This is a genomic window from Dickeya sp. NCPPB 3274 (assembly GCF_000406205.1).
GTDB classification, from domain to species: domain Bacteria; phylum Pseudomonadota; class Gammaproteobacteria; order Enterobacterales; family Enterobacteriaceae; genus Dickeya; species Dickeya fangzhongdai.
Window position 1 is genome coordinate 1,462,305 of the sequence record NZ_CM001979.1, and the last position, 21,108, is coordinate 1,483,412.

Annotated in this window: 20 protein-coding genes and 1 pseudogene; 16 read left to right on the forward strand and 5 right to left on the reverse strand. The window is 58.8% G+C overall.

Going from position 1 to position 21,108, the window contains the following annotated elements; all coding sequences use genetic code 11:
• The first annotated feature begins 37 nt into the window (after positions 1-37).
• Entirely contained in the window at positions 38-499 is a 462-nt protein-coding gene (locus DXX3274_RS07320; protein ID WP_042859249.1) for a hypothetical protein, read from the forward strand.
• Positions 500-712: 213 nt separating this feature from the next.
• Complete coding sequence (locus DXX3274_RS07325) at positions 713-1,477, forward strand: SDR family oxidoreductase (RefSeq protein ID WP_042859250.1); 765 nt, start codon at positions 713-715, stop codon at positions 1,475-1,477.
• Between the two features lie 48 nt (positions 1,478-1,525).
• Here the strand turns inward: DXX3274_RS07325 and DXX3274_RS07330 are convergent, their stop codons facing one another.
• Both DXX3274_RS07330 and DXX3274_RS07335 read right to left on the reverse strand, forming a co-directional pair.
• Entirely contained in the window at positions 1,526-2,476 is a 951-nt protein-coding gene (locus DXX3274_RS07330) for a VirK/YbjX family protein (protein WP_042859251.1), read from the reverse strand.
• Positions 2,477-2,928: 452 nt separating this feature from the next.
• On the reverse strand, positions 2,929-3,189 hold the full coding sequence (locus DXX3274_RS07335; RefSeq protein ID WP_042859252.1) for a YdgH/BhsA/McbA-like domain containing protein: 261 nt from the start codon (positions 3,187-3,189) through the stop codon (positions 2,929-2,931).
• A 704-nt stretch (positions 3,190-3,893) separates the two neighbouring features.
• Here DXX3274_RS07335 and DXX3274_RS07340 point away from each other — a divergent pair.
• The 7 genes and pseudogenes from DXX3274_RS07340 to DXX3274_RS23655 form a co-directional block, all read left to right on the forward strand.
• Positions 3,894-4,925, forward strand: a complete 1,032-nt coding sequence (locus tag DXX3274_RS07340; RefSeq protein ID WP_042859253.1) for a hemin-degrading factor — start codon at positions 3,894-3,896, stop codon at positions 4,923-4,925.
• Positions 4,922-5,737 carry a hemin ABC transporter substrate-binding protein gene (locus tag DXX3274_RS07345; RefSeq protein WP_042859254.1) on the forward strand — a complete coding sequence of 272 codons (816 nt, stop codon included), beginning with the start codon at positions 4,922-4,924 and terminating at the stop codon, positions 5,735-5,737. The genes DXX3274_RS07340 and DXX3274_RS07345 overlap by 4 nt, the downstream gene beginning before the upstream one ends.
• A 29-nt stretch (positions 5,738-5,766) precedes the next feature.
• On the forward strand, positions 5,767-6,723 hold the full coding sequence (locus DXX3274_RS07350) for an iron ABC transporter permease (RefSeq protein WP_050569940.1): 957 nt from the start codon (positions 5,767-5,769) through the stop codon (positions 6,721-6,723).
• Positions 6,716-7,510 carry a heme ABC transporter ATP-binding protein gene (locus DXX3274_RS07355; protein WP_042859256.1) on the forward strand — a complete coding sequence of 265 codons (795 nt, stop codon included), beginning with the start codon at positions 6,716-6,718 and terminating at the stop codon, positions 7,508-7,510. The genes DXX3274_RS07350 and DXX3274_RS07355 overlap by 8 nt, the downstream gene beginning before the upstream one ends.
• A gap of 197 nt (positions 7,511-7,707) precedes the next feature.
• Positions 7,708-10,155 (forward strand): TonB-dependent receptor domain-containing protein, encoded by a 2,448-nt coding sequence (locus DXX3274_RS07360; RefSeq protein WP_050569824.1) that lies wholly within the window; start codon positions 7,708-7,710, stop codon positions 10,153-10,155.
• Between the two features lie 882 nt (positions 10,156-11,037).
• Positions 11,038-11,460: a hypothetical protein gene (locus DXX3274_RS22720; protein ID WP_071603923.1), complete on the forward strand. Its 423-nt coding sequence runs from the start codon at positions 11,038-11,040 to the stop codon at positions 11,458-11,460.
• Between the two features lie 195 nt (positions 11,461-11,655).
• Positions 11,656-11,775: pseudogene (locus tag DXX3274_RS23655) on the forward strand (lactonase family protein); the annotation flags it as partial.
• A gap of 93 nt (positions 11,776-11,868) precedes the next feature.
• On the opposite strand, the gene DXX3274_RS07365 reads toward DXX3274_RS23655, so the two are convergent.
• Together DXX3274_RS07365 and DXX3274_RS07370 are read right to left on the reverse strand one after the other, a co-directional pair.
• The gene (locus tag DXX3274_RS07365; RefSeq protein WP_038918391.1) at positions 11,869-12,354 is read right to left on the reverse strand and encodes a Dps family protein; all 486 of its coding nucleotides are present in this window, start codon (positions 12,352-12,354) and stop codon (positions 11,869-11,871) included.
• Positions 12,355-12,588: 234 nt separating this feature from the next.
• A complete protein-coding gene (locus tag DXX3274_RS07370) occupies positions 12,589-13,482 on the reverse strand; it encodes a proline iminopeptidase-family hydrolase (protein WP_042859257.1) in 894 nt (297 codons plus the stop codon).
• Positions 13,483-14,060: 578 nt separating this feature from the next.
• On the opposite strand from DXX3274_RS07370, the gene DXX3274_RS07375 reads away from it, so the two are divergent.
• Complete coding sequence (locus tag DXX3274_RS07375) at positions 14,061-14,396, forward strand: hypothetical protein (protein WP_042859258.1); 336 nt, start codon at positions 14,061-14,063, stop codon at positions 14,394-14,396.
• 21 nt (positions 14,397-14,417) lie between these two features.
• Here DXX3274_RS07375 and DXX3274_RS07380 read toward each other — a convergent pair whose 3' ends face one another.
• Positions 14,418-15,158, reverse strand: a complete 741-nt coding sequence (locus tag DXX3274_RS07380; protein ID WP_042861932.1) for a LuxR family transcriptional regulator — start codon at positions 15,156-15,158, stop codon at positions 14,418-14,420.
• 22 nt (positions 15,159-15,180) lie between these two features.
• On the opposite strand from DXX3274_RS07380, the gene DXX3274_RS23955 reads away from it, so the two are divergent.
• The 6 genes from DXX3274_RS23955 to DXX3274_RS07405 all read left to right on the forward strand — a co-directional run bounded on the left by DXX3274_RS23955 (position 15,181) and on the right by DXX3274_RS07405 (position 21,016).
• Positions 15,181-15,423, forward strand: coding sequence for a hypothetical protein (locus DXX3274_RS23955; protein WP_193747096.1), 243 nt, complete (start codon positions 15,181-15,183; stop codon positions 15,421-15,423).
• Positions 15,424-15,669: 246 nt separating this feature from the next.
• A complete protein-coding gene (locus DXX3274_RS07385) occupies positions 15,670-16,608 on the forward strand; it encodes an ABC transporter permease (protein WP_042859259.1) in 939 nt (312 codons plus the stop codon).
• Positions 16,605-17,462, forward strand: coding sequence for an ABC transporter permease (locus DXX3274_RS07390; protein ID WP_042859260.1), 858 nt, complete (start codon positions 16,605-16,607; stop codon positions 17,460-17,462). Before DXX3274_RS07385 ends, DXX3274_RS07390 begins: the two co-directional genes overlap by 4 nt.
• Positions 17,459-18,430, forward strand: coding sequence for an ABC transporter ATP-binding protein (locus DXX3274_RS07395; protein ID WP_042859261.1), 972 nt, complete (start codon positions 17,459-17,461; stop codon positions 18,428-18,430). The genes DXX3274_RS07390 and DXX3274_RS07395 overlap by 4 nt, the downstream gene beginning before the upstream one ends.
• A complete protein-coding gene (locus DXX3274_RS07400; protein ID WP_084478727.1) occupies positions 18,427-19,515 on the forward strand; it encodes an ABC transporter ATP-binding protein in 1,089 nt (362 codons plus the stop codon). Before DXX3274_RS07395 ends, DXX3274_RS07400 begins: the two co-directional genes overlap by 4 nt.
• Positions 19,502-21,016: an ABC transporter substrate-binding protein gene (locus DXX3274_RS07405; RefSeq protein ID WP_042859262.1), complete on the forward strand. Its 1,515-nt coding sequence runs from the start codon at positions 19,502-19,504 to the stop codon at positions 21,014-21,016. Before DXX3274_RS07400 ends, DXX3274_RS07405 begins: the two co-directional genes overlap by 14 nt.
• The last annotated feature ends 92 nt before the right edge of the window (positions 21,017-21,108 follow it).

Below are 21,108 nucleotides of genomic sequence, written 5' to 3' on the forward strand. Positions count from 1 at the left end.
CATCCTGAACACCCAGTGAAATACGAAGAGACTGTCAGTGGCGCCATCAGCACATCCCTTACTGATTACCGGTCATCCTTTTGAGTGGCTGACGATTCCCGGCCTGGGCCGGATTGCCTGTACTTTTATTCGCCATCAGCCCTCGCTGATGCTGGTGTCGGCGGGCGCTTTGTCGCAATCCGGATTGCTGGAGGATGCGCTAAGCCAGCCCGTGTGGGAAACGGTCCGCATTTTTGGCGCAGCGGCGCTGTCGCGATACATCGGAGAAAATGCGCAGCACAGTCAACTGGTGGTGATCGACAGCCTGTCGGACGACGCCGCCTGCGCGCTGGGGTTTGCCATACTCGACCGGGAAGGGTGGCAGCGTCACGTCGCCGCATCGACCGAACGGGTTATCAGGCAGGCGGTGTTGCAGCCCGACACGATCGCCTGCGATCATCTTCCCACTAGCGTGAACGCGGCGTTTTCGTTGGTTCACCGCTATCCGCCGCACGGTTGAGCAACCAGACCGCCAGTACCGGAATTACTGTCGGTAAAAATGGAATAATCATATCCATTTATCCACCTTTATCTCATGCCGCTATCCGGGCAGGATCTGTCACGCAGGCGATGGCCGCTTCGCCGTGTTAACGTCGCGGCGAACCCGATCGTTTTCATCCCGGAACAATTTTCATTCCGGAACAATTTTCATACCGGAATAACAGGAGACCGTATGCAGCAGCTCAACACACAAGACAGCGTACAGGATGCCCGCGTGGCGATTGTCACCGGTGCGTCGCGGGGCATCGGCAGGGCGATTGCGCTGAAACTGGCGCAGCAGGGATGGCGGGTGGTGGTGAACTTCGCCCGACAACGCCAGCAGCAGGCGGACGAGGTGGTGAGCCGGATCCGCGAAGAGGGCGGAGCCGCGCTGGCGATTCAGGCGCAGGTTGACGCGCCGGAGCAGGTGGCGGCGCTGTTTCAGCAGACGAAAGCGCAATTCGGGCGTATCGACGCCGTGATCAACAGCGCCGGGGTGATGGCGAACACGCCGATTGCCGATGGCGATCTGGCGCAGTTCGACAACATGATGGCAACCAATCTGCGCGGTGCATTCATTGTGCTGGGCGAAGCGGCCCGGCAGGTGGAAAACGGCGGACGGATTATCGCGCTTTCCACCAGCGTGATCGCCCGGTCGCTGCCCGGTTATGGCCCCTATATCGCTTCCAAAGCCGGAGTCGAGGGGCTGGTGCGGGTGCTGGCGAACGAGCTGCGCGGTCGCGAGGTAACGGTAAACGCCGTAGCGCCGGGGCCGGTGGCGACCGAACTGTTTTTTAACGGTAAGACCGATGCGCAGGTGGCCGCCATTACCGCTATGACGCCGCTGGAAAGGCTGGGTGAGCCGGACGATATCGCCAGCGCGGTGGCGTTTCTGGTCGGGCCGGAAGGGGGCTGGATCAATGGTCAGGTGGTCCGCAGCAACGGCGGGTTTGCGTAATGATGATGGCGTACCGGGGAACGCGGTTTTCCCCGGTGTCGGCACATGTTAACTGGCGATGCGGTGCAGCGTGTCGGATGAGGCGCTGTGCCCCAGATTGAGCCTGATCTGAGCGTTGATGTCGTCGAGCAACTGATAACGGCGTTGGTACTGGGCTCGTTTTCGGCTTGGCAATTCATCCAGCGTTTTGCGTGTAATGGTCAGGGGGAGTTGGTACAACCCCGCCGCGTTTCTGTCTGCGTTGATTGACTGCCAGAATTCGCTGTAACTGGAAAACCGCACCTTATTTTTGCGGTAGCAGTAGCGCAGACACTGATAAACATGGTTTTCATCGCCCACCGCCAGAATGCGATGAATTCCGGTGAGGCCGGCGAGGGTCAGTAAACATTCCAGCAACAGGCGTTTGGGGAACAGCCCAAAGCAGGCTTTCGACGCGTCTTTGGTCAGCTCACGGGTCTGGTCGCGGCCTTTTCCCTGCAAACCGCCAATCATGATGGTGAGTTGATTCTGGTCGCGCATCACCGAGAATGTCAGCGACGCCAGTACTACATTGTTGAAACGGATGCGCAGCGTGGCCTCGCCCTCTTTGTCGTAGCGCGAGGTGCTGCAAATCAGGGAAAAACTTTCGCCGTTCTTGCCGGAAAAACGCGCCAGACAATAATCATCCAGGCTGAGAAACGCCTGTTTCAAAAACGGGTTAGCCAACTGATCCACGAAAGTGTAATGGGTACAGATGGCGTCGGCGCGCTCAGCGGCGTGCAGCGTGGCGGACAGATAAGGGCGGTGAATCTTGGTCGGCAGCATCGGCCGGATTTTCACCGCTTTCCGCATGGCAGGAATCTCAATAATATTTTGCAGATAGCGTAAGGTAATTGACGGCATTAATAATGAGCGCAATAAAAATTTGGCTTTTATATCCGTCTTACGCCAGATTTTTTCAGAAAAGAAATTACCCTTTACGAGTTGATAAAAAAGCGACAGTGCAGATGTTTTTTCCATTTTAATTCCCTGTGCAACAGTGCTGTAGAAATAATCACAGGGGAGCGTATGCCCGGTACTGATGTATTCCCGTAAAACGCAAGCTCGGAAACCCTGCCACGTAGAAAGACAAGGTGGTTTTTATCTTTTACCTCTCGCTCTCTGTTGCCGGGGATTATAAAGATGACAAAGAAAAGAAAAATCAGAACCTATATGCTGTTGAGCATTGATTTAGTGAAAATAACAAATACCGATTTATCGTGGGTCTGTTTGGGTTTGATTTAAACTTAATGGCTGGGAGCAACGTATAATAGGAGATCGAGCAGGGCGGGGGCTGTATTTTACCAGCCGCGGCGAAAGAGGTTAAACTGTGTGCGTCTTCGAGCCAGTCAGCAGCGTTAGTAAACAGGCCGGCAGATTCGCCCGCCGGCCCTATTGCTAATTAACCTGACTGTTTTCTTTTCAGTCAGCGATTATTTATAGACAATGGCGCTGGAGCGCACCAGATCGTCGTTATCCATAGAAATAATCACAAAATACTTTCCGCCCAGGGCATCGGCGGATTGTGATAATTCGCGGGTCGCATCCATTGGGGAATCCGTGCCATTTGAGGTGATTACCCCAATTTGCTGATAGCTATCTGCTTGTTCACGGTTTATTTCCTGCGCGGCCAACGTGCTGAATGAGGCCAGTGCAATAGCGCCTGCCGCGATGCTTTTGATCATAGTGTTCATTATAGCTAACTCCATCTTTATACCCGTCATACTTCAAGTTGCAGGTGCGTTGGCTGCATTACTCGGCCCATTCCATGAGCCTCGCCCCTTCGGGGCCGCTGCCAGCAGCGTTCAAATCGACTTACGCCAATTTGTCACTCACCCCAGTCACTTACTGATGTAAGCTCCTGGGGATTCACTCGGTTGCCGCTGTCCTGCAACTCGAATTATTTTGGGTATAGTTAAGGTATTTATATTTGTCTCAACAGAATAGGTGCCGTGGAAAAATCGAGATGACTGTTTCTCTGTTGGGTGTGCTTATCATAGACGTCCGGGAACGGGTAATTTTGTCAATTGATGCCATTTAAATTTCACCGCTGTTAATGATCAGCGGAAATAATATTTCGATGTTACCAAGTGATTTTTTAATTGATTGATTCTGATTGGTAAGTTAAATGGCAAGATAAATATGAGCGGTATTGTTCCATAATAATGAAAACTGAATTTGAAAACCGTGGCTGATTTTTTTGCACACCACGCTGATTTTCCATCCCGATGCAGCGTAACCGCGGGTTTACCCCTGGAAAGTGTAATGGTTTAGTAATGCTTTTGTTGAGAATGTGTCTTGTTTTCACTTTTACGTAATGATAATAATTATTATTAACTTTTGTGACACACATCAATACCGTAGCCAGCGGACGGCGCTGTCGAGGGAGTTTTGGCTCATGCATCACCACTACACACACTATCTGCAACTGAAAGTTGAGCATCCGCGCAAGTACGCCCGGGATTTGGCCCGCATGATGGGGCTGAGCGAAGCGGCGCTGACGTCGCTGCGCGTCGGGCATGACGCTCGCCGCCTGTCCGGCGACATGCGAGCGCTGCTGGCCGGGCTGGAATCAGTCGGCGAAACCAAGTCCATCACCCGCAATGAATACGCGGTGCATGAGCAGGTCGGGGCTTACCGCAATCAGCGCATCGGTGAACACGTCGGTCTGGTGCTCAATCCGCGCGGGCTGGACCTGCGCCTGTTTCCCGAGCAGTGGGATAGCGCGTTTGCGCTGACGGAACAGACCGCGCGCGGCGAGCGCCGCAGCATTCAGTTTTTTGATCGCTACGGCGATGCGGTGCTCAAGGTCTATGCCACCGACAACACGGAGCTGTCCGTCTGGCAGGCGCTGATCGACGGCTTCATGCTGGCGGATAACCCGCCGCTGGCGCTGCAACCCGCGCCGGTCGACGCCCCGGCCGCTGCGCCGGACGCCGCGTTACTGGAGCAGGAGTGGCGGGCGATGACCGACGTGCATCAGTTCTTCCCGCTGCTTAAGCGCCATAATGTCACGCGCCCGCAGGCGTTTCGCGCCGTCAGCGACGATTTGGCCTGCCAGGTGGACAATCAGGCGCTGGGCGCTTTGCTGCATGCCGCCCAGCAGGCGGGCAACGAAATCATGATTTTTGTCGGCAACCGCGGCTGCGTGCAGATTTTCACCGGCGTAATTGAAAAAGTGACGCCGATGGAGAACTGGCTGAATGTGTTCAACCGTGACTTCACGCTGCATCTGGTGGAAGACGCCATCGCGGAAAGCTGGGTGACGCGTAAACCGACCAAAGACGGCATTGTCACCAGCCTGGAGCTGTTCGCCGCCGACGGCACGCCGATCGCCCAGCTGTTTGGTCAGCGGTCGGAAGGGGAACCGGAGCAGGCGCGTTGGCGTGAGCAGGTGATGTCGTTGGTAACGCCGGAGGCTGCGGCATGAGAACGCTGTGTCTGATGTTGCTGTGGCTGCCGTTATCGCTGCTGGCTGCCGACCGGGTGGTGACGATTGGCGGCGATGTCACGCAGATTGTGTTTGCGCTGCAGGCGGGCGACAAGGTGGTGGCGCGCGATAGCACCAGTCTGCACCCCGAGGCGGTGACATCACTGCCGAATGTCGGCTACATGCGGCAGCTAAACGCGGAAGGCATTCTGTCGATGCAACCGACGCTGGTACTGGCGAGCGCGCTGGCGCAACCATCCACGGTGCTGGAACAGGTGGCCAGCCGGGGTGTGCGTGTGGTGACGGTGCCGGAGCCGCAAACGGTCGACGGTATCGGCGAAAAGATTCAGGCGATCGCCGGCGCGCTGGGTGTGACGCCGCGCGGCGAAGCGCTGGCGCAACAGGTGAAACAGCAACTGGCGGCGATACCGTCGCAACCGGCGTCGGCCCGCATGTTGTTTATCCTCAGTCATAGCGGCATGGGCGCGATGGCGGCCGGACAGAGCACCGCGGCGGACGCAGCGTTCCGCGCCGCCGGATTGCAGAACGCGATGCAGGGTTTCAACCGCTATCAGCCGTTGTCGCAGGAGGGGGTGGTAGCGAGCCAGCCGGACTGGGTGGTGATCACCACCGATGGCGCGAAATCGTTGGGCGGCGACGCGGCGGTGTGGAAACTGCCGGGGCTGGCGCTGACGCCGGCAGGCAAGCACAAACGGTTACTGATTGTCGATGATATGGCGCTGCTGGGCTTTAGTCTGGATACGCCCGCGGCGCTGTTGCGCCTGCGTCAGGCGGTGGATGCGGCGAAGTGAGCCTGCCTCCGCGTTTGACGCTGCTGGCGATGGCGGGCGCGCTGGCGCTGCTGGCGTTAATCGCCGCCGGTAGCGGTGCGATGCCGGTGTCATTGACGCAGTTGATGACCCGTCCGATCGACAGCATGGCGTGGCAGGTGTGGCTGTATATTCGCCTGCCGCGGGTGGTGCTGGCGTTGCTGGTGGGGATGGCGCTGGCGTTGTCCGGCGCCGGGATGCAGGGGCTGTTTCGCAATCCGCTGGCGGACCCGGTATTGCTGGGGGTCAGCAGCGGGGCGGCCGTCGGCGTGGCGCTGGCGATACTGTTTCCGCTGGCGTTGCCGACGCTGCTGGCGCTGTACCTGCCGCTGCTGGCCGCCTTTGTCGGCAGTTTGCTGATCATGCTGCTGCTGTTCTCCCTCAGCCTGACGGGGGATCGCTCCCTGTCGCGCCTGTTGCTGGTGGGCATTGCCATCAACGCCATCGGCAGCGCCGTCACCGGTCTGCTGGCGTGGATCAGCAACGATCAGCAACTGCGCCAGCTGTCGCTGTGGGGCATGGGCAGTATGGGACAGGCGCAGTGGGTGACGGTGGCGGCGGTGGCGTCGCTGGTGGTGCCGTGCGTATGGTGGCTGCAACGGCTGGCGTCGCCGCTCAACCTGCTGCAACTGGGCGACGAGGAAGCGCATTACCTTGGCGTGGATGTGCACCGCACCCGGCGCCGGGTAGTGATTCTGTGCGCGGTGCTGGTGGCGGCGGCGGTGTCGGTCAGCGGAGTCATCGCTTTTGTCGGCCTGATCACGCCGCACCTGATGCGGCTGCTGCTGGGTGCGGATCACCGCTGGCTGTTGCCGGGCTCGTCGCTGGGCGGGGCGTTGCTGCTGTTGCTGGCGGATACGCTGTCCCGCACGGTGGTGGTGCCGGCGGAAATGCCGGTAGGGTTGTTGACCTGTCTGATCGGCGGCCCGTGGTTTTTGTGGTTGATACTGAGGCGACAACATGGCTGAACCGCGTTTTGCGCTACTGGCGGCGAGTCAGTTGCGCTATCAGGTTGCCGGCGGCCGGACCCTGATTGACGATGTATCGCTGACGCTGGCTCCGGGCGAACTGGTGGCGTTGATCGGGCCTAACGGCGCGGGTAAATCCACCCTGTTGCGGCTGCTGACCGGTTATCTGACCCCGCAGCGGGGCGAGTGCCGGCTTGATGGCCGGGCGTTGACCAACTGGTCGCCGGGCGCGCTGGCGCGTCAGCGGGCGGTGATGCGTCAGGATAATACGCTGAGCGCGTCGTTCCGCGTGGAAGACGTGGTGGCGATGGGGCGAACCCCCTGGCGCGATACGCCGGAGCCGGACGTGGTGTCCGCGGTGCTGGCGCTGACCGGTTGTGGGCACCTGCGGCAGCGGTTATATCCGCAGTTGTCCGGCGGCGAGCAGCAACGTGTCCGGCTGGCGCAGGCGCTGGCCCAGCTCTGGCAGGACGACGGCCCGCAAGGCTGGCTGTTTCTGGACGAACCCACCTCGGCGCTGGATTTGTTCTATCAGCAACGGCTGTTGCGATTGCTGAAGTCGCTGACTGAAGCAGGGAAACTGGCGGTGTGCTGCGTATTGCACGATCTCAATCTGGCGTCGTTATGGGCCGACCGGGTGGTGGTGATGCAAGGCGGACGCAAGGTCGCGGAAGGCGCGCCGACGCAGGTGTTGACCGAAGCCGCGATTCAGCGCTGGTATCAGGCGGAGGTGTTGGTCAGCCCGCACGGCGACACCGGTATGCCGCAGGTGGCGTTGCGCCGTTAAGACGCGCGTGGCGCGCCGATGAAGAAAAAAGTTCGACCATTATAATAACAACGATCGTACCCGATGGGTTGCAGGCAGACGGCTGACGCGCCGGCAACGTGAAATATAACGGGTATTCCAACCGTAACTGGTTGAAATGATACTGTTTGGCAATCCCTGAGCAAGAAGATAATGACATCCACTATTGAGGTTGCAGTATGTTCTTGCACAACAAAGAAAAGCATCGCACCGGGTTAAACCGGATCCTTTTGACCGGCGTATTGACCGGTCTTGCCTGCCCAACGCTGGCGGCGGACGCGAACACAGCGACATCATCGACGACGACGCCATCGACCACCACGACGCCATCGACCACGACGGACAGTGGGACGAAAAAAGCCGTGTCGGCGGACAAAACCGCCGCTGGTGGGTCCGGCGATCAGATGACGGTGATGTCGCCGCGCGTGACCAAACCGGGCACCACCATCACGATAACCGACAGCGACATGCAAAAGAACGGCGGCAACGACTTCGGTTCTATCATGCGCTATCAGCCGCTGGTGAGCGCCACCGGCGTCAGCGGCGGTTCCGGCGCCGGTAAAAGCGGGTTCGATCGCGGCGGGTACACCGGCTACAACATCCGCGGTCTGGAGAGCAACCGGGTGGCAATCGATGTAGACGGCATCCCGTTGCCCAACGCCACCGGCCGTAGTTACGCCGGGCGTCCGGGGCTGAATACCTTCGGCATCGGCCGCGATTACATCGACCCGTACATGTACGGCCTGGTGAGCATCGACGCGGGCGCGACGCCGATCGAACGCGCCAATAACGCCATCGGCGGCGCGGTGTCGTTCCGCCCCAAATCGCCCGATCAGTATTTATCCGCGCAGAAAGACCACTATGTCGGTTATCAGAGCGACTACGACTCCGCCAGCCGCAGCTGGCACAACGGCGTCACCGTCGCCGGCGGCGATCAGACCCTGCGCGGCATTGCGGTGATCAGCCGTCGTGACGGGCAGGAAACGCGCACCAACAGCGACCAGTTGTCCGCCTATCCGCTCAACTGGCATTCAACGGCGGTGATGACTTCGGCTATCTGGCAGCCTAACGATCAGCACCGTTTCACCGGGACGCTCGACTACTACAGCAAGACCTCGCACACGCACTACGACGGCTGGAATAACTTCGGCACCAGCATCGTCGGCACCTCGCAGCAGGACAGCGACAGCGAGCGCTGGAGCGGCAGCCTGCGCCACAACTGGACCTCCGCCACCAACACCGGCTGGGTGGATGCGGTGGATTCCCGCATCTACGCCCAACGTTCCACCGCGAAAGACGACACCGACCTGCCGCTGGACGACGGCAGCATGCAGAAGGTCAACTCCGACTACAACGTCAGAACCTACGGCATCGAAACCAGCCTGTTGAAATCCGTCGGTATGCACCAGTTCACCTGGGGCTTCAACGCCCAACAGTCCGATACCGAGCGTCCGTTCCATCAGTCGCCGGCTCAGACGGGGGCCAATGTCGTCATGCAGCCGGAAGCGGATAGCCGTAGCTACAGTCTGGGCGGCTTTGTGCAGGATAAGATGGAGGTTGAACTGGCCGGCAGGACACTGGCGATCACCCCTGGGGTGCGGGTGGCGCACCAGAGCACCAAGTCACGCAACCTGTCCAGCCTGAGCGCGGGCAGCAGCGCGATCACCACGAACGATGTGCAGTCGTTGTACGGCAAGACCACCCGCGACACCGAAGTGCTGCCGTCGCTCAGTCTGCAGTATGAACTGACGCCGCGCCTGAGCACCTACCTGCAGTATCGCCGCGGCGCCCAGTTCCCGGACGCCAGCCAGCTGTACGGCTCCTGGAGTCTGGGCTCCAGCTATGCCGGCCGCGCGCAGTACGCGCTGATCGGCAACAGTAATCTGGAAACCGAAACCAGCAACAACTATGAGTGGGGTCTGAAAGGCGACATGACCGACGGGGTGACCTTCCGCACCGCCGTGTTCTACAACGACTACAAGAACTTTATCGCCAACACCCGCTATACCCGTGCGGCTAATCCGGAAAAGTTCACCAACGTACCGTCGAATATCTATACCGCTTACCAGATGGAAAACCGCGACAAGGCTTATATCTACGGCGCGGAATTCAGCAGCCGCGTGCAGTGGGGCACCTGGTTTGACGCGCTCGGCGGGTTTAGCACCACGATGGCGATCGGCTATAACGAAGGTAAATCGAAATCCCGCTATTTGGGCGACAAATACGTCGACCTCGACAGCGTAGCGCCGGTGAAAGCGGTGGTGGGGCTGGCCTGGGATGACGCGGATAACCGCTACGGCGCGGCCATCACGTCGACGTTCCAGAAAGGCAAGCGCGCCACCGCCAACAACCGTCAGACGTATAACAATACCGGCGCGGCGCTGACCGATTCGACCACCCAGTATATGCGCGTGCCGGGGTACGGACTGGTGGACTTGACCGCCTACTGGCGCGTGCTGCCGAATGTGCGGCTGAGCGGCGGCGTTTATAACCTGACCGACCGTAAATACTGGGACTACCTGAGCAGCCGTCAACTGACGCAGAGCACCGCTCAGGATGGCTACAACCGCGAACTGGCCGTGATGCCGGGACGTACCTTCCAACTGGGCGTCAATGTCGATTTCTGATCGAGGCTGTTGGCAAACAACCATGTTGTTTTGTGAACGGTGATGCCTGTCTGACCCGTTCATGATTTCGTGCGGGATAAACGGTGTCGTTGCTTTGCCATTTCATTGCACGCACCACTTAAGGAGAGACCCGAACCGTCTCTCCTTGACCTCAGGCTGGTAGCTAAATGATGAATCCTGATGGGAACGGGGCACTCTTACGAGCCAGCGTAAACGTTGTTCAAACACGCGCCTGAAGGCGCAGGATACTCAGGCCCCGATATCGGCGTTAAAGATCGCCGGATGCGAATTGAGATTCCAGAAAAAGTCATCGGGAGGACGATGGGAGCAAGGTACCTGGACTGGACTTGTTGCCACTCGTCACATCAGGTCAGAGAGCTGGAGCTGATGTTGCCGATTGTTCCCGGTGCACCCATCCATCGTTGTGTGACTTCTCGCCAGACACTGCATGAATGAGATCAGGAAGACGTAGGTCTGTACAGGTATTTTTAACTGTATGAAATACAGTGTTTTTACCAATGATTGCAAATTGAAATCAAAATAATAACTCAGTGTTATTATATAAAGTGTAAAGTTATGTCAGTGCTGTCAGACATGAACGAGATTACCGGGAGGCAGTTTTATGGTGATTTTTCTGTCGCCAGCGTTTGTGAGCAGCGCGGTTTTCGGCTGTGCTATTCAGCCATCCCGCGCAGCAGGATCAATGGATGTATACGCTTGGTGCTGCTGTGGCCGAATAAGGTCCGCATATTGTTCCTGTTTGAGGCCCATGCCACCGGATACTGACAGCAGTTAGCCAGCATTATTATGGAGTCAAATACTGTTGGGATAGTCTGTGAGGCTTGTAATATAAACTGTTTTGGAAATAAAGGTGTAATCAACATGCGAAAACTGATCACTATTTCCTGCTATTTAATATTCATGTCAATATCTGCAACTGCATTTGCGGATGTTGGGACTATCAGCTTCTATGGGAATAACGTTACTAAGCCTGGTGGGTTTATTCAGGGCTGCGGAAATGTATCCACAGTTGATCTGGCGGCAGTGGACTACAGAGTTGTAATCGTTTCAGATAGTTTGCAGGACAAGTGCGGAAAAAAATACATAATGCATTGCATTTCTACCCCCGGGAAACGTTCATGTACAGGCAATATGATTGAGGTACTGGTTGTCGGTCACTGCCCTAACGGACAATGCTCGGTCGCAGGGAAAAATGTAACAATGATGATTGCATTCATTCGTTATGGATTGCTAGTGCAATCGCGCTCTACTGCTTGGGCGAATATTGAATATGCTCAAGAATGAGGTGATGCCTCCGATTAGTCGACCATGTGCTCAGAAACAAGCTCCGATGGCGGATAACAGCATGATATTTCATGACCATCTTGTACAGGCACGGCTTCTTTCGATCCCATAACTAAATCAATTTCATACTGAAGGGACGAAAGCCTGGTATGTGCCTGACGGCTAGCGCAGTCTATGTTTCAGCGGCAGGCGACGGAGAAATCCGATCAGTTGTCGGTGTATCGCATCAATCAAACCAGCGGCGAACTGTCGCTGACCGGGCGTTTCCCGACCGGTAAAGGCGCCAACTGGATTGAGATCGTCACACTACCTTAAGTCATACAGATAGCGCCGGTGTGCGGTAAAACGCCGTCGATGCATGAACCCCGCCCTGAACGGGCGGGGTGATGATGAGGTGTCGGGCCGGGGTTATTTCAGGTAGGCGTTGAACATCCAGATCTGTTTTTCCTGCTCTTTGATGTAATCGGTCATCAGCGACGCGGTGCCTTCATCGCTGGCTTCCGCCGCCAGCGGCAGGATTTCCCGCTGCTGTTGCAGCAGCACGGCATAACCGGCCAGCAACCCTGCCAGCGTTTTTTTGCCGTCGGTAGCGTTGACGTCTTCTTTGATGTCCGCCACTTTCAGGTAGTCGCTGTAGGCATGCAGCGGTTGGGCGCCCAGCGCCAGAATACGTTCCGCCAGTTCGTCGATTTTCAACAGCAGTTCGTTGTAGATTTCCTCAAACTTGGCGTGAAGTTCGAAAAAAGCCGCACCGGAAATGTTCCAGTGATAACCGCGCACATTCATATAAAGAATCTGGTAGTTGGCCAGCAAGGTGTTCAGTTTGGCGGCAATCTTTTCAGACTGCTGCACATCCAGTCCAATCGGGCTCTTTTTCTTTTTACTGCCTGACATATAACGCTCTCCTTTCTGTCAATCGCGTGTTGGTTCGCCATGAACATCAGTCCGGCATGTGCTCGCTTGCCGGGCAACGTGACGGCCTTTTCATCATAGACCAGAAACCCCAGTCCCATCTTCGCCGGGCGGGGTGGTGAATCAGTTATAAAGCGATTCTGTGAATAAACGTTTGCGGCGTATCAACATTTCGGGTCGGTACGCCGTGCGATTAGCGGACGGCGCGAGGCGGCATCAGGGCAGGCGTTCAAGAAACTCGCCGACCACCGCCATGCAGGCGGCGCGCTCTTCTACGTGCGGCATGTGGCTGGAGTGCCGGAAGATCACCCATTCGCTGTGGCGGATGTGGTCGGCGAAGGGCTGCACCACCTCGGGGGCCGCTTCGTCGTACTCGCCGGAAATCAGCAATGTCGGCACGCTGATGGCATGCAGACGGTCGATGATGCTCCAGTCTTTCATGGAACCGATCACGTGGAACTCGGTCGGCCCGTTCATGGCGTGGTAGACGGTTGGATCGTCGTCCATCGCGTCAAAGGTGCGTTTCACCTCGTCCGGCCAGGGATCGAGCCGGCAAACATGGCGCTGGTAAAACACCTGGCTGGCGGCGCGATAGTCATCGCTGTCTAGCGTGCCGGCCTGCTCGTGAGCCAGCAACGTGGCCTGCACCGTCGGCGGTAGGGCGGCGCGCAGTCGGGCGGCGGCGGACAGCCACAATGCCATGGAGGCGGGCGAGTTTGCGATCACCAGCCCCTGCAACCCAGCCGGTTGCCGCACGGCATGTTCCGCCGCCAGCATGCCGCCCCACGATTGGCCCAGCAAGGCATAGCGCTGCGCGATGCCAAGGTGGCGCAGCAGGTTGTCGAGTTCATCCAGAAACAGCGATACCTGCCAGAACCCGGCCGGTTTGTCGCGCAAATGGGTGGAACGGCCGTTGCCTGTCTGATCGTAATGGATCACCGCCCGGCCGGTTTGGGCGAGGTCGCGAAATGCGTCCACATAATCGTGGGTGCAACCGGGGCCGCCGTGCGCCACCACCAGCGGCGTCAGCGGCGAGGCGAGATCGCCACAGACCCGGTACCAGGTCTGGTACTCGCGAAAAGGGGCATACCCCTCACAGACGTTATACATAACGCATACCTTTTTCATGATGGACAGGCACACGCTACCGCCGGCGCGTGGCGGTGAATAGCTAGCAAAAATACGAGGTTGTACCGTGACGGCAGGACGCGTCTGAATAACGAGGATTTATCGAGAGGAAATTATCGGTATTGCTCTGCTAATCGAAAATACGTTGTCTTTCATCAATGCTTTTATTATTTACCCATTGAGGGTTATAGGTTTATACCCGTCATACTTCAAGTTGCAGGTGTGTTGGCTGCGCTCATTCACCCGAATCACTTACCTGAGTAAGCTCATCGGGATTCACTCACTTGCCGCCTTCCTGCAACTCGAATTATTTTGGGTATAGTATCAATATATTTTTCCACTCTGATAGATTGTATTATTCATGCCGGTTTATTTATCCAGATATTGTCATATTTTATATTTATTCTAATGATATTAATGGTATTTTATACCTGTCATACTTCAAGTTGCAGGTGCGTTGGCTGCCCTCGCTCACCCCAGTCACTTACTTATGTAAGCTCCTGGGGATTCACTCGGTTGCCGCCTTCCTGCAACTCGAATTATTTTGGGTATAGATAATCATGCAAAATCCTTTTACGGCATCATGGAGCCGGAACGGTAATCTTTTGTGTCACGGTCACTGGATCATTCATTATCTGGGGCGTGAGTTTGAATTACCGGAGAAATACCACGAGCAGCATCTGGGAACACTGGGGATTTATTCGGTGATTGACCCGGATGATGAGCTTTACCGGGACGGGCTGGATGAAGATGACTGGATTCTGGAAAACGTCGACTGGCTGGCGGACTGTTTCGAACAGCATCAGGTACCGATTGAAGAGTGTTATTTCCGCTTTTTCTATCAGGCCGTCAATCCGCAGGACTGGCGTTGCACCAGCTGCGCCGGGTGCATGTGACGATACCGTGACGCGGCGGCGTTACAGTAGCCGGTAATGCATCGCCCGCACCACTGCCTGCACGCGGTTGCTGGCGCCGAGCTTGCGGGCGGCGTTGTTGAGGTGCAGATTGACGGTCGCCAGCGAACGGTGCAGCTTGCGGGCGATCTCCTTGGCGGTCAGTCCTTCCGCCGACCAGGCCAGACACTCCTGCTCGCGCGGGCTAAGATGCACGTGGCGGCAGAGGTACCAGGCTTGGTCAAACAGCGGGAACACCTGTTCCTGAAAGGTATGGGCCAGCAGCCCCATACGCGCCAGCACCGTCTCGATCTCGCTGTCGGTATCAAGCCCGGTATGAATAGCGGTCACGGTGACGAAGCCGCCTTTCGGCAGGTGCATCGGCACGGTGACGCCGCACAGCATATTATGGTCCTGCATATAGTGGGAAACCGGGCGGTGCCGTTCGTTCAGCACCCGGCGCAGCGAGGTGTTCTCCGGGCGACAGTAGGACCAGGTGAACGGCGCGCAGCTGTCGAGGGCGTGGATCTGTACCGGGTCGACCTGGTAGTAGCCGCTCTGGCACCATAGCGACACCATGTCATCCGGCACATTGCGGGTGCGCAGCAGGGCCGGGGTGATCAATTCGCCGTCCAGCGAACGCGGAACCGGCGTGTAGTCGTAAATCAGCGCGTCAAACCCCAGTTGCCGCACGTCGTCGTACAACCGTTCGAAGGCCGGTTCAAATGCCGCCGCTCCGCGATGGTCGCTGTCGGCCCGCTCCACGGCGGTTCCTCCTCGGGGGACGATGTCGATTTTCCTGCTCACGGCTGTTTTTTCGCTCACGGCTGTTTTTTCGCTCACGGCTGTTTTTTCGCTCACGGCTGTTTTTTCGCTCACGGCTGTTTTTTCGCTCATGGCTGTCTTCTCGCTCATGGCTGTCTTCTCGCTCATGGCTGTCTTCCCGCTCACGGCTGTCTTCTCGCTCATGGTTGCCCTCCCGCTTACGGCATTGATCACGACACAATCCGACGTTTATCTCCTAAGTTAATGCAATTTGGGTGCCAGTTGGCTACACGCAAAAACTAGCATTTTTACTAACTACCCAGCGCGGTGAGTGACCGCTAGCGTAAATGCCAGTGCCGGATTAAGGCGGTGTTAATTGAGGCTTTTATGCGCCAGTGTCACGACTATCGAGCTGTTGTTTCCCGTCGGCGTGCTTGCGCCGTTCCGGTTCCGATAACGCCGTCGCCGGGCAGACTGCACTGTTTATGTGCAGCGCCGTGGGGGAAATAACATGCACCGTTACCGATTTTTATTGCTGCGTCCGTTGCAGATGCTGCCGGTGCTGTTCGGCATCAGTCTGATCACCTTTCTGCTGGTGCGGGCCATTCCCGGCGACCCGGCGCGCCTGCTGCTGGGCATTCGCAGTACGCCGGACGCCATCGCCCGCATTCGCGCGCAGTACGGCCTGGATGAGCCGGTCTGGCTGCAGTATTTCTACTTTCTGCGCAATCTGCTGCACGGCGAAATGGGGCGCTCCATCGTCTACAAAATCGATACCCTGCCGCTGGTGGCGTCCCGGGTGGAGCCGACGCTGCTGCTGGTGCTGGGCAGTGTGCTGATTGCCCTGTCGCTGGCTGTTGTGCTGGCGACGCTGGCGGCCCGTTATCACGGTGGGCTGACGGATCAACTCATTCGATTGGTGTCCACCGCCGGGCTGGGGTTTCCCGCGTTCTGGCTGGGGATCATGCTGATTCTGTTGTTCAGCCTGCGGCTAGGCTGGTTTCCGGTGTCGGGCTATGGCAGCAGTTGGGCCGAGCGGCTGCATCACCTGTTTCTGCCGTGCCTGACGGTAGCGCTGGCGTTATCGGCGGTGCTGACCCGCAACCTGCGCGCCAGCCTGCTGGCGGAACTCAAGAGCGACTATGTGGCGGCGGCACGCGCCCGCGGACAGCCGGAGCGGCGGATTTTCTGGCGACACGTGGTGCCGAATTCGCTGGTGCCGACGCTCAATCTGCTGGCGGTGAATATCGGCTGGCTGATTGGCGGCACGGTGGTGATCGAAAGCGTGTTCGCGCTGCCCGGCATGGGGCAACTGCTGGTTCGGGCGATTTTCAGCCGCGATTACATGGTGGTGCAGGGCGTGGTGATGCTGTTTGCCGTCGCCACCGTGACGGTCAACCTGCTGGCCGACCTGCTGACGGTGGCGCTGGATCCGAGGATTCGTCTATGAGCCGGGTTTCGTCTTTCACATTCTTTCCGCGTTTTGCCGCGGCGCGTCGGCGGTTCCGCCAGCCTGCGCTGCTGGCCGGTACGCTGATTCTGCTGTGCTGGGTTTTGCTGGCGCTATTGGCGCCGTGGGTAGCCCCGTTCGACCCGATAGCGCAGGACCCGTCGGTCAGCCTGCAGCCGCCGGGCGGCGCCTACCTGTTCGGCACCGACAACTACGGCCGCGACATTTTCTCGCGCGTGGTGTGGGCCAGCCGTATCGACCTGCAAATCAGCCTGCTGGGGGTAGTGTTCCCGTTTTGTATCGGCACCCTGCTGGGCGCGCTGTCGGGTTACCTCGGCGGCCTGACCGACACCCTGGTTATGCGGGTGATCGACGTGGTGCTGGCGTTCCCGTTTCTGGTGTTGATGCTGGCGATTATCGCGGTGCTGGGGCCTGGGCTGATTAGCTTCTATATCGCTATGGCGATGGTGGGGTGGGTGTCCTACGCCCGGCTGGTGCGCTCGCAGGTGCTGACGCTCCGCCAGCGCGATTACATTCTGGCGGCCCGCAGCCTGGGCTACAGCCACTGGCGGGTGCTGTTCGTCCACCTGTTGCCGAACGCGCTGACCAGTTCGCTGGTGTTTGCGATGTCCGACTGTGTGTTGGTGCTGCTCAGCGGCGCGGCCATCAGCTATCTCGGGCTGGGGGTGCAGCCGCCGCTGGCGGAGTGGGGCGTGATGGTGGCGGAAGGGCAGAGCTTTATCACCACGGCATGGTGGATGACCACCTTTCCCGGCCTGGCGATCGTACTACTGGCGATGGGCTTTAGCCTGCTGGCGGACGGTCTGGGCGATCGACTGGGAGCACGGCCATGACGCTGCTGAATGTACGTGGGCTGACGCTGGAAAACTGTCAGGGAATCCGGCTGGTGGATACGGTCTCCTTTACCTTGCAGAAAGGGGAAATGCTGGGGCTGGTGGGTGAATCCGGTTCCGGCAAAACCCTGACCTGCCGGGCGCTGATGCGGTTGTTGCCGGGCGCGGGGCTGCGTATCGCCGCCGGCGAGGCGTGGCTCAACGGTCAGGATGTGATGCAACTGAGCGACGCGCAGATGACAACCGTGCGCGGGCGACAGCTGGGGATGATTTTTCAGAATCCGTCCAGCCATCTCAATCCGGTGATGACCATCGGCGAGCAGATCGCCGAAAGCCGGCGTCTGCATTTCGGCAGCAGTCGGCGCGCGGCGCGCGATGAGGCTGTCGCGCTGTTGCAGCAGGTCGGCATCCCCGACCCGGTACGGCGAGCCGGCAATTATCCGCACGAATTTTCCGGCGGAATGCGCCAGCGGGCGATGATCGCCGTGGCGCTGGCCTGCGAGCCGCAACTGCTGATCGCCGACGAGCCGACCACCGCGCTGGATGTCACGGTGCAGATGCAGATCCTGAGGCTGCTGGCGCAACTGCGCGAGCAACTGGGCATCGCCATCATCATGATTACCCACGATTTGGGCGTGGTGGCGCAGACCTGCGACCGCATGGCGGTGATGTACGGCGGCCGTCTGTGCGAACTGGGGGAGAAACGGGCGCTGCTGTCTTCGCCGCGCCATCCCTATACCCGCGCGCTGATTGCGTGCCAGCCGATGCAGGCGGGCGACGGCGGACCGTTGCGTACGTTGCCCGGCCAGCCGCCGTTGCCGGAACAGTTCGGCGACGGATGCCGGTTTGAACCGCGCTGTGCGCGGGCGGGCGAACGCTGCCAGCGGCAGACGCCGCCGCTGGACGGTACGGCGCGGCAACTGGCTTGCCATTACCCGCTGACGGAACATGAAGGAGAGGCCGGATGAGTGGACTGATATACCCGCTGCTGGAGGCGGAAGAGATTGACGTGACGTTCCCGGTATCGGGCCGCTTTCCGTGGCAAAAACGCGAAGTGCGGGCGGTCAACGGCGTCAGTTTGCAGATTGCCCCCGGCGAAACCCTCGGGCTGGTGGGCGAGTCCGGCAGCGGCAAGAGCACGCTGGGCCGCGCCCTGTTGCAACTGGAGACGTTAAAGCGCGGTCGGGTGCGTTTCAACGGTATCCCGGTCAGCGATGGTCTGCATAGCGACGTAGCCCGCTTACGGCAAGAGACGGCGATGATTTTTCAGGACCCGTTTTCCTCGCTCAATCCACGCCAGACGTTGTTCCAGAGCATCGCCGAGGTGCTGAAAGTCCATAAACGGTTATCTCCCGCCGTCACGGCCGAGCGCGTCGGCCAGTTGCTGTCCATGGTGGGACTGCGGCCGGAGCACGGCCGGCGCTACCCGCATGACCTGAGCGGCGGGCAGTGTCAGCGCGCCGGGATTGCCCGCGCGCTGGCGCTGGAGCCGCAGCTGGTGGTGGCGGACGAGTGCGTGTCGGCGCTGGATGTGTCGATTCAGGGGCAGATCATCAACCTGTTGATGTCGCTGCGCGAACAGATGGGGCTGGCGATGATCTTTATCGCGCACGATCTGGCGGTGGTGCGGCGGCTGTGCGATCGGGTGGCGGTCATGTATCTCGGGCGCATTGTAGAAGAAGGGCCGACCGAGGCGGTGTTCAGCCAGCCGCAGCATCCGTACACCGCCGCGTTGATCGCCGCCATTCCCGATATCGATCCTGACCGTTCACTGCCAGTCACCGGCCTGATGGGCGAACCACCCAGCCCGCTGGCGCTGCCTTCCGGCTGCGCGTTTCATCCGCGCTGCGTGCATGCCGTCGCGGCGTGCCGGCAGGAAACGCCGCCGTTGCGATCTCAGGGACGTCAGTATTCAGCCTGCCTGCGGGCCGGCGACATCGCGTTTTGCCCCACGGCGCCAGCCGACGCCGTGGGCGCTGTTTCCGCGGACCTTTCCGCTTCCACTCGCATTCCAATCGTATCAACAGGGGAGTCGTGCCATGAAAATGTATAAGCGCAATGTGGCGGCCGCCAGCGTGTTGCTGGCGCTCAGTCTGGTCAGCGAACTGGCGCAGGCGGCCGGGATTCTCACCATCGGACGGCGTGAGGACAGCACCACCTTCGACCCGATTAAATCGGCGCAGAACGCTGATAACTGGGTGTTCTCGAACGTGTTCGACGTGCTGATCCGGGTGGATAAAACCGGTACCAAACTGGAGCCGGGGCTGGCGCAGAGCTGGACGGTGTCGCCGGACGGCACGGTGTACACCTTCACGTTGCGCGAGGCGCGCTTTTCCGACGGCTCGCCGGTAACGGCGCAGGACGCCGTGTTCAGCCTGACCCGTATCCGCGACAGCAAGGAGTCGTTGTGGCGCGACTCTTACAGCATCATCGATAAGCTGGCGGCGCCGGATGCGCATACGCTGGTGGTAACGCTGAAATCGCCTTCCGCACCGTTCCTGTCGCAACTGGCGCTGCCGAACGCCTCGGTGCTGCCGGAAAAAATCGTCCACAGCCTGGGTGAGGAAACCTTTGCCGAGAAACCGATTGGTTCTGGCGCGTTTGTCGTTAAGTCCTGGGCGCGCGGCGACAGGATCGTGCTGGCGAAAAACCCCTATTACTGGCAGGCGGACCACGTCAGCCTGGACGGGGTGGAGTGGCAAACCATTCCGGACGACAACACCCGTATGCTGAAGGTGCAGGCCGGCGAGCTGGATGCCGCGCTGTCGGTGCCGTTCTCGCGCATCGTTTCGCTGCAGAAGGACCCGAATCTGAAGGTGGTGCTGGATCCATCCACCCGTGAGGACAGTCTGCTGATTAACCATTCCCACGGGTTGCTCGGCAAGGTGGAGGTCCGTCAGGCGTTGGATTACGCGATTGATAAAAGCGCTATCGTTAAGACGGTGACGTTCAACTACGGCTCGGTCGCTAATTCGTATATTCCGAAAGGGGCGCTCTATTACTACGCCGACAACCTGCAGCGCCCGTACGATCCGCAAAAAGCCAAACAGATGCTGAAAGCGGCGGGCGCGTCCGATCTAACGCTGAATTATGTGGTCAACGCCGGGGATGAAGTGGATGAACAGATCGCCGTACTGCTGCAACAGCAGCTGGCGAAAGCCGGGGTCACCGTCAATCTGCAAAAGGTCGACCCCAGCCAGAGCTGGAGCATGCTGATAGCGGGCGATTTTGACATCTCGGTCAACTATTGGACCAACGACATTCTGGACCCGGACCAGAAAACCACCTTCGTGCTCGGCCACGACAGCAACATGAACTACATGACCCGCTATCAGAATGACCAGGTCAAAGCGCTGGTGGCGGCGGCGCGGGTGGAAATGGACCCGAAAAAGCGTGAACAGATGTACATCGACCTGCAGAAGATGGCCAAGGACGACGCCAACTGGATCGATCTCTACTACAGCCCGTACCGTAACGTCACGCGCAAGAACATCAGCGGCTTCTACCAAAACCCGCTGGGACGTTTCTTCCTCGAAGATACGGTGAAGGGGTAGGTGGTAGCAGTTAGATTGCCGCATCACGTTAAGTGCAGGGTGATGGTCTTTCAGGCGTAAAAAACTGTGCTGAGGTAGGCGACTTCGCCGGG